The 14,494-nt window shown below is 36.1% G+C and carries 11 protein-coding genes; 9 read left to right on the forward strand and 2 right to left on the reverse strand.

Annotated features, from left to right (window positions below; genetic code table 11):
• The first annotated feature begins 8 nt into the window (after positions 1-8).
• The 3 genes from RBQ61_RS05655 (at position 9) to RBQ61_RS05665 (ending at position 5,498) form a co-directional block, all read left to right on the forward strand.
• Complete coding sequence (locus RBQ61_RS05655; RefSeq protein ID WP_308139538.1) at positions 9-1,202, forward strand: efflux RND transporter periplasmic adaptor subunit; 1,194 nt, start codon at positions 9-11, stop codon at positions 1,200-1,202.
• A gap of 120 nt (positions 1,203-1,322) precedes the next feature.
• On the forward strand, positions 1,323-2,726 hold the full coding sequence (locus tag RBQ61_RS05660; protein WP_308139539.1) for an NAD(P)/FAD-dependent oxidoreductase: 1,404 nt from the start codon (positions 1,323-1,325) through the stop codon (positions 2,724-2,726).
• Positions 2,727-2,807: 81 nt separating this feature from the next.
• Positions 2,808-5,498: a cation-translocating P-type ATPase gene (locus tag RBQ61_RS05665; RefSeq protein ID WP_308139540.1), complete on the forward strand. Its 2,691-nt coding sequence runs from the start codon at positions 2,808-2,810 to the stop codon at positions 5,496-5,498.
• A 97-nt stretch (positions 5,499-5,595) separates the two neighbouring features.
• Here the strand turns inward: RBQ61_RS05665 and RBQ61_RS05670 are convergent, their stop codons facing one another.
• On the reverse strand, positions 5,596-6,966 hold the full coding sequence (locus tag RBQ61_RS05670; RefSeq protein ID WP_308139541.1) for a PLP-dependent aminotransferase family protein: 1,371 nt from the start codon (positions 6,964-6,966) through the stop codon (positions 5,596-5,598).
• A gap of 177 nt (positions 6,967-7,143) precedes the next feature.
• On the opposite strand from RBQ61_RS05670, the gene pgeF reads away from it, so the two are divergent.
• A complete protein-coding gene (pgeF, locus tag RBQ61_RS05675; RefSeq protein WP_308139542.1) occupies positions 7,144-7,947 on the forward strand; it encodes a peptidoglycan editing factor PgeF in 804 nt (267 codons plus the stop codon).
• Positions 7,948-8,070: 123 nt separating this feature from the next.
• Positions 8,071-9,126 carry a GerMN domain-containing protein gene (locus RBQ61_RS05680; RefSeq protein ID WP_308139543.1) on the forward strand — a complete coding sequence of 352 codons (1,056 nt, stop codon included), beginning with the start codon at positions 8,071-8,073 and terminating at the stop codon, positions 9,124-9,126.
• Between the two features lie 77 nt (positions 9,127-9,203).
• Here RBQ61_RS05680 and RBQ61_RS05685 read toward each other — a convergent pair whose 3' ends face one another.
• Positions 9,204-10,208 (reverse strand): ABC transporter substrate-binding protein, encoded by a 1,005-nt coding sequence (locus RBQ61_RS05685; RefSeq protein WP_308139544.1) that lies wholly within the window; start codon positions 10,206-10,208, stop codon positions 9,204-9,206.
• A gap of 211 nt (positions 10,209-10,419) precedes the next feature.
• Between RBQ61_RS05685 and RBQ61_RS05690 the strand changes: the two genes are divergently transcribed.
• The 4 genes from RBQ61_RS05690 to gdhA all read left to right on the forward strand — a co-directional run bounded on the left by RBQ61_RS05690 (position 10,420) and on the right by gdhA (position 14,478).
• Positions 10,420-11,472: an inorganic phosphate transporter gene (locus RBQ61_RS05690; RefSeq protein WP_308139545.1), complete on the forward strand. Its 1,053-nt coding sequence runs from the start codon at positions 10,420-10,422 to the stop codon at positions 11,470-11,472.
• A 15-nt stretch (positions 11,473-11,487) separates the two neighbouring features.
• On the forward strand, positions 11,488-12,111 hold the full coding sequence (locus tag RBQ61_RS05695; protein ID WP_308139546.1) for a DUF47 domain-containing protein: 624 nt from the start codon (positions 11,488-11,490) through the stop codon (positions 12,109-12,111).
• 85 nt (positions 12,112-12,196) lie between these two features.
• Entirely contained in the window at positions 12,197-12,841 is a 645-nt protein-coding gene (locus RBQ61_RS05700; protein WP_308139547.1) for a redox-sensing transcriptional repressor Rex, read from the forward strand.
• Between the two features lie 293 nt (positions 12,842-13,134).
• Positions 13,135-14,478 carry an NADP-specific glutamate dehydrogenase gene (gene gdhA, locus RBQ61_RS05705; protein WP_308139548.1) on the forward strand — a complete coding sequence of 448 codons (1,344 nt, stop codon included), beginning with the start codon at positions 13,135-13,137 and terminating at the stop codon, positions 14,476-14,478.
• Positions 14,479-14,494: the final 16 nt, after the last annotated feature.

A 14,494-nucleotide genomic window follows, 5' to 3' on the forward strand; every position in this document is an offset into this window, starting at 1 on the left:
AGGGCAAAATGAAAATAAGATATAAAAAGAAGTACTTAATATTAACAATATTCTTAGTGTTTGCTTTTATTGTTGCTTTTTCAGTATTATCAGGTGGACGGAACTCTTACGAAGGAAATACGGCAAAGGCAAAAAAAGGTACCATACAAAGTACACTGGAAGAAACAGGAACGGTTTTTTCAAAAAGAGTAAATACATTTTACTCGGATATGAGCCAAAGGGTAAAGGTACTCAATTTTTCAATAGGAGATAAGGTGAAAAACGGGGATATAATATTAACCTACGAAAACAGCTATGACCTGGAGATAGAAAGAGCAAACAAGCAGATTGAGGCGATAACGGCACTGTATAACGAGACAGTTAAAGGAGCGGATTTTCAAGAAATATCAAATTTAAGACTCAATATAAGCACTATTGAAAGCAGCCTTGAACTTGCTAAAGATAATTTAGAAAAGATCAAGAATTTGTACGAAAATAGTGCGGTTAGTGAGGTAGAATATAAGGAAGCGGAAAACAATGTTTCTTCTTTGGAAAATCAGCTTCAGGAAGCAAAAAATAACTATGATTTAATGATGCAGGGAGTATCCGGTAATGTTAAAAAGCAGTACGAAGCACAGATAGAGGAAATAATGGTTCAAATAAAAATAATTGAACAAAAGATTGAACAGTCATCTGTAAAAGCTGAATTTGACGGAATTATTACTGAGCTGAATGTACATCAGGGAAGTATGACAAAGACAGGTGTTCCGGTTGTTGAAATACAGGACGAAAACAGCCTTGGAATTTACGTAGAAATACTGGCAGAAGATACAGCTAAAATTGTTACAGGAATGCCTTTCATAATCAATGCGGGAAATAATTCATATGAGTTGAAAATCAATAGAATTTACCCTAAGGCTGAATCAACAATATCCGAGCTGGGAGTCGAGCAGAAAAGGGTAAGAATAGAAGCAGACTTCATAGAAGATATGAAAATAAAAATTGGAACTGAAGTAGATACCGTAATTATTCTGGAAGAGAAAAAAGATGTTCTTATGGTGGATAGAGATGCTGTATATGAGAAAAGCAAAAAAGAATATGTGACTGTTATAGAAGATGGAAATGAAGTTGAAAGAGAAGTAACTACAGGATTAAAAAATGATGACTATGTAGAAATAACATCTGGAATTAATGAAAATGAAGTAGTATTAATTGAATACTAAATCCAATATTTTAATGACACATTTGCACAAGAAAAGTATAATATTTATGTACTATTATAGTGACATAAAATTATTTTGATGCAAAATTAGAAACAGCATAACAAATACAAGGAGATTGTGATGAAATATAATTTAATTATTGTTGGGGCCGGACCGTCAGGCATATTTACTGCTTTTGAGTTTAACAGAAAGTACCCTGATAAAAAAATATTGTTGGTTGAGCAAGGGAAAGCCATTGAAAAAAGAAACTGCCCAAAGGATAAAACGAAAAAATGCATTAACTGCCAGCCATATTGCAGCATAACAACCGGTTTTTCCGGAGCGGGTGCGTTTTCTGACGGTAAGTTGTCGTTAAGTCCTGAAGTTGGAGGAGACTTACCGGAATTAATAGGATATGAATACACTCAGGAATTAATAAATTATACTGACGATATATATCTCAGCTTTGGTGCAGACACTAAGATAGAAGGAATCAATGCCAAGGAGGAAATAAAAGAGGTAAGAAGGAAAGCTATAGAAGCAGGGCTTAAACTGGTGGACTGCCCTATAAGGCACTTGGGAACTGAAAAAGCCCAGGATATTTATAGAAAAATACAGAATCATCTTCTGGATAGTGGTGTTGAAGTTAAATTCGGAACAACAACAAAAGATATAATAGTAGAAAACGAGTGTGTAATAGGTGTTGTTACAACAGACTCATTAAAGAAAAACCAGGAGGAAAAATTCTATGCGGACAATGTGGTAATATCAGCCGGTAGAAAAGGTGCCGACTGGGTAAAAGCACTTTGCGTAGAGCATAATATAAACCACCATGCAGGAACAGTTGATATAGGCGTGAGGGTTGAAGTGCGAAACGAGGTAATGGAAAGAGTAAATAACATTCTTTATGAATCAAAGCTGATAGGTTATCCTGCTCCGTTTAAGGATAAGGTAAGGACATTTTGCCAAAATCCGGGAGGATTTGTAAGCCAGGAGAACTATGACGACAGCCTTGCAGTTGTGAACGGGCACTCATACAAGGGAAGAAAATCTAACAACACGAACCTTGCTATACTAAGCTCTCATAATTTCAGTTATCCTTTCAATGAACCTATAAAGTATGGAGCCAAGGTTGCGGAGCTTTTAAATATGCTTGGAGATGGGAAAATTCTTGTTCAAAGATACGGAGATATTCTGGACGGTAAAAGGACATGGCAATCTGAGCTGTCCAGATCAAATGTTGTTCCAACGCTGCCTGACGCAGTTGCCGGGGATATAACATCTGCAATACCATACAGGACGATGACAAATATTATAAACTTTATAGAAGCACTGAATACGGTTGTGCCTGGATTTGCATCAACAGAGACATTGCTTTACGGGCCTGAGGTTAAGTTCTATAGCAATAAGGTTGAACTAAGTACAAATTTTGAAACAAGCATTAAAAATTTGTATTGCTTGGGAGATGCCAGTGGCTGGACACGCGGATTAATGATGGCTTCTCTCATGGGAGTAAGAATGGGACAAATATTAAGTAATAAATAGAAAATAACATAATATATTATACTATTGAATGTTGCAAAAGAAATTTTAACAACATCAAATTATTTGTTAGGGGGAAATAATTTGGAATGGTATAACAAAGGTAAAAAAGAAGTATTAAATGAACTGGTAACTAATTTAAGTTACGGGCTAAGCAACGAAGAGGCAGCTAAGAGGCTAGAGGAGTACGGAAGAAATGAGCTGGAGGAACAAGCAAAAAAGAGTTTTGTTTCAAAAGTTATTGCACAATTTGCAGATTTTTTAATTATTATTTTGTTGATTGCTGCAGGTATATCGGCATTTGTAGGCGAAAAGGAAGATGCTTTTGTAATATTGGCAATTGTAATAATAAATGCCATACTGGGTATCTACCAGGAGGGAAAGGCGGAAAAATCTGTAGAAGCACTTCAAAAAATGAGTGCACCGAACGCAAAAGTAGTAAGAGAAGGAATCGTTGTAACATTGCCGGCTGCTGAAATTGTACCGGGTGATGTGGTGGTTTTAGAGGCCGGAGATATAATTCCTGCTGACATGAGGCTGCTGGACACCTCTAACATGAAAGTCGAGGAGGCATCTTTGACGGGAGAATCCGTTCCCGTGGAAAAGGATTCAAAATCTCAGATAGCAGGTAGCGTCGGAATAGGAGACAGGCACAACATGGGATTTTCAAGTACCATTGTCACTTATGGCAGAGGTAAAGGTGTCGTTGTGGGAACAGGACATAATACGGAAATTGGAAACATTGCTACAAAAATTCAGTCCTATGATGATGAGGAAACCCCTCTGCAGGTTAAGCTGAACCAACTTGGAAAAGTGCTGGGTACGCTTACAATTCTAATATGTATAGTTGTATTCTTACTGGGATCTTTTCAAGGAAGACAGGTTCTGGACATGCTTTTGACTTCAATAAGCCTTGCAGTTGCTGCAATACCTGAGGGACTGCCGGCTATTGTTACAATAGTTTTGGCAATCGGGATGAACAGAATGGCAGGGAAGAATGCCATAGTTAAAAAACTTTTAGCGGTTGAAACATTAGGGGCTACATCCGTTATATGCTCAGATAAAACAGGAACACTCACACAAAATGAAATGACTGTTGTAAAAGCATTTGTCGATGATAGAATTCTTGATATAGAAGGAGGAGGATACGATCCTGTCGGCGATGTTAAGTGTGATGGAAGAAGAATAAATATAAACTCACTTCCCAATCTGAGAAACCTTGTATCTGTAGGTTCGCTTGCCAACGATGCACAGCTGGATAATTCGTCAGGCATATATAAAATAACCGGTGATCCAACGGAAGGAGCAATTATAACTTTTGCGGGAAAACTGGGACAAACTGCCGAACAGCTTAATATGGTATACCCTCGAATCGGAGAACTGCCATTTGATTCTGTACGGAAGATGATGACAACGTTTCATTCAAATTACATTAACAACAAAGTAGTCTCTTTTACAAAGGGTGCTCCCGACATAGTTATAAGCAGGTGCACAAAAATAGCTTTGAATGGAAAGATTGTTGATTTTACAGATGAACTTAAGAATAGAGTGCTTTCAGTAAATAAAAGGTTCGCGCGTTCTGCATTGAGAGTACTTTCGATGGCATATAACATATGGAATGATGTTCCAGAAAATCCAAGCCCTGATTTTGTTGAAAAAGACATGATATTTGTGGGGCTGGTTGGAATGATTGATCCGGCAAGACCTGAAGTCAAAGAGTCAATAAAACTTTGCAAAGCAGCAGGAATTGAAACGGTAATGATTACGGGTGATTACAAGGAAACTGCCTATGCAATAGCAAAAGACCTTGGCATGGTAGAATCTGAAACTCAGGCAATAATGGGAGAAGAACTTGATAATTACTCAGATGAGGAGTTAAGAGAAGTCGTTAACAAGACAAAAGTTTATGCAAGGGTTTCACCGGAACATAAGGTTAAAATAGTTACTGCACTAAAAGATAACGGATATATAACGTCGATGACCGGTGACGGTGTGAATGATGCTCTTGCTCTTAAAAAAGCTGACATAGGGGTTGCAATGGGAATTACCGGAACTGATGTTGCGAAAAATACAGCGGAGGTTATTCTTACGGATGATAATTTTTCAACAATTGTAAACGCTGTTGAGGAAGGAAGAATAATTTTCAGCAATATCAAAAAATTTGTTTTCTTTCTTTTAAGTTGCAATATTGGAGAGATACTTCTGGTTTTTTTAAGCATATTATTGGGGTGGGAAGTACCTTTGGTTCCTATTCAGCTTTTGTGGCTCAATCTTGTTACGGACAGCTTTCCGGCGATGGCTTTGGGAGTGGAGAATGCAGAACCTGGAATCATGAACCAGCCGCCTAGAAATACAAAGCAACCTATATTAGATAAAAGTATGATGGCTGGAATTGTATTTCAAGCAGTTGCAATTGCTCTTGCTTCGCTGCTCTCTTATTATTGGGCTTCAAGAATGTACGGCGTGGGAAAAGGCTTGATTCATGTCAGATCAGTTGTGTTTACAACGTTGATTACGGCAGAGCTTTTGAGGGCATTTTCATCCAGGTCTCAAACATACACATTGTTTAAAATTGGATTTTTTTCAAATATCAGAATGATTCAGGCTGTGCTAGTATCATTTGTGCTTACGGTTCTTGTACTGTATATTCCAATCTTAAATGAAATCTTTGATGTAATGCCGTTAACAATGTTGGACTGGCGTATAATACTAACATTTGCATTTATTCCAATGCTGGTGGGAGAGCTATATAAAGATTTGTTTAAAAATAAATAATAAACGGAGGACGGAATTTTTCCGTCTCCTCCATTATCGATAAAGCTGCCAAGGAGGCAGATTGTTGTTAATTTATATAACCATTTATTACATCTTTTTATTTAAAGAGCACTTTTCCAAGCTTGACAGTAAAGTCATGAATTTCATTTGCGCTTATTCCGCTGTAATTTAATGAAAATACTAATCTGTTGTTTTTATGGCTTATGATATTCAGCAGTATGCAAGAATTTTTTGCATCTTTTGCTATTTGAGATTCATTTTTAATTGTTTTTGCTTCGCATACTATGTGAAGACCTGAATCCGAATTTATTATTTCCAAGTTATCTTTATATTCTGTTTTTAAACTTCCTGTAAGAAGCATACTCTTCTTTTTGTACACTCTTTTTATTTTCCGAAGATGTTTCAGCATATATCCATCCTTCATGAAATTTGCCAATACAATCTGATCTATTTTGGAAGTTGACTGAGTATGTCTTGTTTTAATAAGACTGTATTCAGTCAGAAGTTTTTTCGGCAAAACCATGAAACTGATTCTTAGTGATGGCAAAAGCATTTTGGAGAATGAGCCGAGATATACAACACAATCGTTTTTATCCATTCCCTGAAGGCAAGGAATAGGCATCCCTCCGTATCTTATCATTGCGTCGTAGTCATCTTCTATAATAAGGCCATCATTTCTATATGCCCATTCTAAAAGTTCCATACGTTTATTTACAGGCATTATCGTTCCAAGGGGATACTGGTGTGACGGACTTATATAAATAAGCCTTGCATTACTTTTCAGAAGTTCATTAACAGGAAATCCATTATCTGTGACAGCTATATGTTCTATGTTGAACATGTAATCTTCAAATATGTATTCAGCTTTGTTGAATCCTGGTTTTTCAATTGCTACGGTGTTGTAATTTTCCTTAATTATTCCTATTAGTATTCCTAGAAGATATTGAACCCCGGCACCGACAATTATCTGTTGAGGACTTGTATGGCCTCCTCGCATTGTATTTACAAAATTTGCAATTTCCTCCCTTAAAATTTTTTCTCCTTGAATTGAACCACTGCTATAAATATCTGTATATTCATCAGAAATAACTTTGTTATACAGCCTTTTCCAAGAAGATGAATCAAAGCTGTCTTTGTCTACGCCGTCATTAATGTATTCTGTTTCATTTGAATGACTCAATATTTTTTTTTGAGGTTTGGAATTTATTTCAAAATAATATTCGCTTAAATCACATACATAGTAGCCTCTCTTTGGAGAATTTTCTATATAACCTTCAGCGACAAGCTGACTGTACGCGTTTTCTATAGTAGTCTTGCTCAAGTTTAAAGATGAAGATGCCTCTCTGATTGAAGGAAGCTTTGAATCCGGTTTTAATAAACCTGAGGTTATTTCTGATTTAATATATTCATACAGCTGTATGTATAATGCTTTTTTGCTGTTCTTATCAAAAACAGGCGATATTATCATAATTCCTCCTTATCTGACATGTTCAAATATATAAAATTAAACACATATAATAATTACACATTTATTTTAGCATAACATAAAAATAAAATATACATATACTTGTTCATCATATACAAAAAAAAATCAATGTGATATAATTTTGCATATAATATCAGTATTATTAATAAAGGAGCTGCCATGTACAGACTGAATAAAAAACAAGATTTTGAATATATCACTTTTCCGTCTTTTGAGAAATATAATAACCTGCTGCACTGCTTTACCACAAGAAAAGGAGGGGTAAGCTGCGGAGCATTTGAATCCATGAACATAGGGTTCAGTACGGGGGATAGTGATAAAAATGTTAAAACAAATATAGAAATAATGTCAAAAAGACTTGGTATAAGAGTTGAAGATATTGTGGAGACAAACCAAACTCATACGAACAATGTTAAGTACGTGTCGGAGGAACATAAGGGAAAAGCATTTGAAGAATCACCTTTTAAGGATATTGACGGTATATATACAGATAAAAAAAACTTAGCTCTCATGTCCTTCCACGCTGATTGTACCCCTGTTTTTTACTATGACCCTATAAAAGAAGTAATTGCCCTTGCCCATGCAGGATGGAGAGGGACATTGCTGAATATAACCGGAAAGATGGTCAGAGAAATGGTAAACAAGTTCAGATCTAATCCTAAAGATATAATCACTGCAATAGGGCCTTCGTTAGGGCAGTGCTGCTTTGAAGTTGATAAGGATGTTGCGGACATGTTTCTCAATGAGAATAAAGAATTCAGAAATTTTATGGAAACTAATAAACCAAAATATTTTTTTGATTTATGGGGAATAAACAAATACTTACTGATGCAAGAGGGTATACGAGAGGAAAATATCGAACTTTCCGGTATATGCACCAAATGCAATAACGACTTGTTTTTTTCACACAGAGGTCAAGAGGGCAGGAGGGGTTTGCTTGCCGGAGTAATTATGATGAAATAGTTTGTGCCTGTTATGGGCGCATATCAATATATAAGAGGTATAATATATTTAAATAAATTATTCATATCCCGGGTACATGCTAAATATAATAGTAAATATAAAGACGTGAGGAGGGTTTGAAAATTGGCTTATAATAAAATTATATCTCTGATATTGATTATTTGTTTGGCAGTAGGTATAACAGGATGCAGTACTTTAGATATGATGGTAGGTCTTAAGGAGGGCAATAATCCGGATATAGCAGAATTGGAAGACATGTCAGATTTTGAAATTGTAGAAGATGCCATAGGAGAGGAAGTTGACGAGGAACCTGTAATCGAAACAGTGACGGTAAATGCCGAAGATACGAAAATGGCTGATATACTTGCTTATTATGAGGACGAAAACGGATTTGTAGTTCCGGTAAATACAAAAATTCCATGGGAAGAAGGAATTGCAAAGGCTACACTTAGAAGCATGGTCGCAGGCAGTGAAACAGAAAAAAGAATTGCTCAGTCTGGACTTCATGGAGTATTGCCGGAAGGGACTGAGATAAGGGGTATGTCTATTAAAGATGGGCTTTGCAGAGTTGATTTTAGCAAAAATGTATTAAATTCTTCTTCATATGAACAGGAAGAAAATATGATTTCAGCTATTACATATACGCTTACTGAATTCTCTACAATAAATAAAGTTGAATTGCTTGTAGAAGGTCAGGCGTTGGCTTCATTACCTAAAGGATATGCTATAGATACTGCGTTTGAAAGGGAAAACATTAATTTGTACGGCTCTGCGGATGGCGTTAATCTAACGGTTTATTATAAAGCCCCTGATACAGAAGTTGCCGGTCATTATGTACCTGTTACTTTTTCTGCCAGTAAAATTGACAATCCAGCAGTTTCCGTCGTGGAAAAATTATTTAACGGTCCTCCCGAAGATACAGTGCTGAGTAATAATATTCCTGTAGGAATAAATTTAAGAGATGTAAATGTTAAAGGCGATACCGCGGTTGTAAATTTAGGTGTTGAAGCGGTTAATTTGTCTGAGGAGGAGTTTTCTGATATGGATGCAATAGTTGTTCTTTGCTTAGAACAATTTGGTGTTGCTGATGTAGAGTATAGCATTGAAGGGCTTTCATTCCAGGAGGCCGGCTTGGATTTCACCGATAGTGGTATAATGCCTGTGTTTAATCAGTATTAATTTAAAAGGAAGAATCTCTAAATGAGATTCTTCAACTTCGTATAAGGCTTCAGCATAGGCTGAAGTTTTTTAGTGAGCTACTTGTAGTTTTCTTTAGCTTTATTTGCAAATTCAGGTGTTTGAATTTTATCATATGGAGCGCCTTCTTCAATTTCACCTGCTGTTTTCATAATATCTATTAATCTGTTGTAGCCTTCCTCACCTAACACTAAATCTGGGTTCCAAGTATCTAAGTCTTTGTAAGTCTGTACTATCTTTGCTATAAATTCTGCATCTGAATCAGGGAATTGCGGCAGTATTGCTTCAGCAACTTCCTGAGAAGTATGCTCATCAACCCATACCATACCCTTATACAGAGCATTTGAAAAACCTTGAATTATATCAGGGTTTTTTTCGATATAGCTTCCTAAAGAGCTGTAGCAGGTATATGGTATATATCCTGCGAGAGATCCTACAGATTCAAGTACATAGCCGTTTCCTTGAAGCTCGAATGTAGATGCTAACGGCTCAAATAATGTGGTGTAATCTGCTTCACCTGATTGAAATGCTCCTGCCATCATGTCAAACTGCACATCTGTCCTGACATCAATATCTACTCCGGGTGTCAGACCGCTTTGCTTAATAACATATTCCAATGTCATTAAAGGAACTCCGCCTTTACGTCCGCCGAGTATGGTTTTGCCTTTTAGCTTATCAATTGTAAAATCATCATCTTTTTCTCTTCCAACTATAAAGGACCCGTCTCTTTGGGTTAACTGTGCAAAGTTAACTGCATGATCTTCTCTTCCCTGAAGATATACATATACGCTTGCTTCAGGTCCCATAAATGCAATATCCGCTTCTCCGCTAACCATAGCTGCCATACATTTATCAGCTCCGCCGCCGTTGGTAAGATCAATTTTCAGTCCCTGTTCTTCAAAAAAACCTTTTTCAATGGCCACATATTGAGGTGCGTAGAATATTGAGTGTGTGACTTCAATAAGTCTGACATTTGTCATTTGCTCTTCTTGCTGTTGGCATCCTGTCATTAGCAGCGAAGACATGAGCACAACAACAATAAGTAAAGAAATAATTTTTTTCATAAACACCCTCCCAAATTAAGTTTCAGTTATTATAATATTCAAATTAAACGCAAATAGTTACTGATAATATCGGATGTAAAAGCAAATAAAAATAAGTGGAAAAAGTGGTGCCGTTATGGTATATTTAGATTGTTTGTAATATTCGAGTTAATTTTATGTAAATTATATAAAAGTGTAATAACTACTTAAGGAAATGGGAGAAGGTAATTTTATGGATGTGACATTTTCGAGTTTTTTGGTGCAGATTACATCTAATCCTTTATTGCTGGTAACTACCTTGTTGACTCTGGGAGTAATCATGGTTAACGGTTGGACGGATGCTCCGAATGCTATAGCAACCTGTGTTTCAACACGTTCAATTACTGCTAGAAATGCAATTTTTATGGCAGCAGTTTTTAATTTTTTTGGTGTTTTTATAATGACAATGATAAATTCAAACGTTGCACAGACAATATATAATATGGTGGATTTCGGAGGGAACTCCAGAGAAGCGTTGGTTGCGTTATGTGCAGCTTTGTTTGCAATTGTTACATGGGCTACCGCTGCGTGGTGGTTTGGAATCCCTACAAGCGAAAGCCATGCTTTAATTGCCGGAATTTCAGGTGCTGCCATTGCATTGCACAATGGGTTGTCCGGTATAAATATTGCCGAATGGGTTAAGGTAATATACGGTCTTGTGCTCTCAACTTTCATGGGTTTTGGAATGGGATGGATTGTTGTTAAGTTAACGGAGTTTATTTTCAGAGGCTTCAGCAGAAGAACGACAAATATAATTTTTCAGAATGCTCAAGTAGCCAGTGGAGCGGCGATGGCATTCATGCACGGTGCGCAAGATGGGCAAAAGTTTATGGGTGTATTTATGCTTGGAATTTTTCTTGCTAATGGACAGGCAGGTGTGACAAATTTTCAGATCCCTGTCTGGATGATGTTGGTATGTTCAATTATAATGGGCCTTGGAACATCAATAGGTGGGTATAAGATAATAAAATCAGTAGGAATGGATATGTGCAGGCTTGAAAAGTATCAAGGGTTTTCTGCTGATATGGCAGCAACAACCTGCCTTCTTATCTCATCCGTTTCAGGTATTCCCGTAAGCACAACTCATACTAAAACCACAGCAATCATGGGGGTGGGAGCGGCTAAAAGAATAACTTCAGTTAACTGGGGGCTGGTTAGTGAAATGGTATGGACATGGATTCTTACTTTTCCAGGATGCGGAGTGATTGGCTATTTAATGGCTAAGCTATTTATGAATTTATTTTAAATGCAGAGGTGTACTATGGCGCGTAAAAACGAATATGATTATTTTGACAGTTTTGTACAATTGTCCGAATTTTGTTGTGATGCAGCTAAAATGTTAGATGAAATTCTTATTAATTTTGATGCATCAGCAATGGAAGAAAAGATGAAAAAAATGCACGATATAGAGCATTCATCGGATCTTCACGGACATGAAATTACAAGGAGACTTGCAAAGGAATTTATAACTCCTATAGAAAGAGAGGACATTGTATCTTTAGTGCATGAAATTGATGATATTACAGACAGCATAGAAGATGTGTTGCTACACATGTACATGTACAATGTCAAGGAAATAAGAAATGATGCACTCAGATTTTCAAAGCTGATACTTCAGAGTTGTGAAGAGCTGCAGCTTGCATTGATAGAATTTAAAAATTTTAAAAAATCAAAGGAAATTCATAATAAGATAGTTCGCATCAACAAACTGGAGGAAGATGGGGACAACCTGTATACGGAAGCTGTAAGGAAACTTCATATGACTTCTACAAATGCTATTGAAATTATGACATGGACAATTGCATTTAACAGACTTGAAAAATGTTGCGATGCTTGCGAAGAGGCTGTAAATGTAATTGAAAGTATCATTATGAAAAATTCATAGGATTTGTGAAAAAAAGTTTATTTTTTAAAAATAAAGGTTGCATTGCAATAAAAAGATTGTTAAAATAACAGCAGGAGGTTGCATTATGGATAAACACGAAAAAATATCACCTGCAGTTATCAGAAGGTTACCGAAATACTACAGATATCTGGGCGAATTAACGAAAACAGGAATTAATAAAACTTCTTCGAGGGAATTAAGTGAGATGACCGGTTTTTCGGCATCGCAAATCCGTCAAGACTTAAATAACTTCGGAGGATTCGGGCAACAAGGATTTGGGTATGATGTTGAAAATTTAAGGAATGAAATAGCAAAAATACTTGGCTTGGACAATAAGTACAAGATAATAATTATCGGTGCAGGAAATATCGGTCAGGCGATTGCAAATTACACAGGATTTTACGAGGCTGACTATGAAGTTGTGGCTTTGTTTGATAAAAATCCAAAGCTTATCGGATTATCTATCAGAAACGCTATAATTAAAGACATTGACGGGATAGAGGATTTTCTGAAACAGGAAAAAATTGATATAGTTGTAATATGTACTCCGAAGAGTGTAAGTCAACAAATAGCTGAGCTTGTGGTTCAGTGTGGTATTACAGCTATTTGGAATTTTGCCCCAAAAGATTTAAAAATGCCGGAGTATGTGCATGTTGAAAATGTACATTTAAATGAAAGCTTGTTTTCGCTAACATATTATTACAATGAAATGAATAAAAACAAAAAATAAAAACTAAACAGAGATTAATAGGTCTCTGTTTTTTTATGTAAAAATTGAGGCCAAAGCTAAATTTAATTATTCTAAAAATAAAAAGTAGTATTTGGGTAATGTTACAAAAAATTAATATTTAAATAATCTAAAATTAAAAAAAATAATTAATAATTAATAAAAACGATATGATGCAATTGCTTATCAACCTAAAAAGTTTAAATTACAAATAGTTAATATAAAATTAATTGTATTCGGAATACTATTTGATATAATGAATGGGTAAAACATTAAATTTCATGGAGGTTATACAAATGAATGCATATATTGAAAGAATCATCGACTCAGTTAAAAAGAAAGATGCTCATGAATCCGAATTTATTCAGACAGTAGAAGAAGTCTTATATACTTTAGAGCCAATGATTGAAAAGCATCCTGAATATGAAAAAGCTGGATTATTAGAAAGAATGGTTGAACCTGAAAGAGTAATATCATTCAGAGTATCATGGGTAGATGATAATGGACAAGTTCACGCTAACAAAGGTTACAGAGTTCAGTTTAACGGAGCGATTGGACCTTATAAAGGCGGTATAAGATTCCATCCTACAGTAAACTTAAGCATAATGAAATTCCTTGCTTTTGAACAGACTTTTAAAGATTCATTAACAGGTCTTCCTATAGGCGGAGCAAAAGGTGGTTCAGACTTTGATCCAAGAGGAAAATCAGATGCAGAAATTATGAGATTCTGTCAGGCATTCATGACTGAATTATTTAGACATATAGGACCGGACGTTGACGTTCCTGCAGGAGATATTGGAGTAGGTGCAAGAGAGATCGGTTATTTATACGGACAATATAGAAGAATAAGAGGAGCTTTTGAAAACGGAGTATTAACAGGTAAAGGCATTCCATTCGGCGGAAGCTTAGCTAGAACAGAAGCTACTGGATATGGTGCTGTATACTATGCTCAGGAAGTATTAAAACACTTCGGAGAAGAAGTTAAAGGCAAAACTTTCGTAGTATCAGGTTTCGGTAACGTTGCTTGGGGAGCTGTTCAAAAAATTAATCAATTAGGTGGAAAAGTAGTTGCTATATCAGGTCCTGACGGATATATCTATGATCCGAACGGTGTTGTAGGTGAAAAAGAAGATTTCATGCTTGAAATGAGAGGATCTGGAAGAGATAAAGTACAAGACTATGCTGATAAATTTGGTGTTGAGTTCGTTGCTGGACAGAAACCATGGGGAGTAAAAGCTGACGTTTTTATGCCATGTGCAACACAAAATGAAATTAATATGGATGAAGCTAAGAAAATAGTAGCAAGTGGTTCTAAGTACTACATTGAAGTTGCAAATATGCCTACAACAAATGAAGCACTGAAATTCATACAGAACAGCGGAATGGTAGTTGCTCCTTCAAAAGCAGTAAATGCTGGCGGTGTTGCTACATCTGCATTAGAAATGAGCCAGAATTCAATGAGATATTCTTGGTCTTTTGAAGAAGTTGATGCAAAATTACACGGAATAATGAAAAATATCTACAGCATGAGCGTTGCAGCTGCTGAAGAAGCTGGATTAGGTTATAACCTGGTTGCAGGAGCTAACCTTGCAGGATTTAAAAAAGTTGCTGATGCTATGATGGCTCAGGGTGTTATATAAGAAAATAAATTTATTA

Source organism: Sedimentibacter sp. MB35-C1, assembly GCF_030913635.1.
Taxonomy (GTDB): Bacteria; Bacillota; Clostridia; order Tissierellales; family Sedimentibacteraceae; genus Sedimentibacter.

Coding starts and splice junctions, on each gene's coding strand:
- RBQ61_RS05655 (WP_308139538.1), top strand. CDS start 9: ATGAAAATAAGATATAAAAAGAAGTACTTAATATTAACAATATTCTTA.
- RBQ61_RS05660 (WP_308139539.1), top strand. CDS start 1,323: ATGAAATATAATTTAATTATTGTTGGGGCCGGACCGTCAGGCATATTT.
- RBQ61_RS05670 (WP_308139541.1), bottom strand. CDS start 6,966: ATGATAATATCGCCTGTTTTTGATAAGAACAGCAAAAAAGCATTATAC.
- pgeF (WP_308139542.1), top strand. CDS start 7,144: ATGTACAGACTGAATAAAAAACAAGATTTTGAATATATCACTTTTCCG.
- RBQ61_RS05685 (WP_308139544.1), bottom strand. CDS start 10,208: ATGAAAAAAATTATTTCTTTACTTATTGTTGTTGTGCTCATGTCTTCG.
- RBQ61_RS05690 (WP_308139545.1), top strand. CDS start 10,420: ATGGATGTGACATTTTCGAGTTTTTTGGTGCAGATTACATCTAATCCT.
- RBQ61_RS05695 (WP_308139546.1), top strand. CDS start 11,488: ATGGCGCGTAAAAACGAATATGATTATTTTGACAGTTTTGTACAATTG.
- RBQ61_RS05700 (WP_308139547.1), top strand. CDS start 12,197: ATGGATAAACACGAAAAAATATCACCTGCAGTTATCAGAAGGTTACCG.
- gdhA (WP_308139548.1), top strand. CDS start 13,135: ATGAATGCATATATTGAAAGAATCATCGACTCAGTTAAAAAGAAAGAT.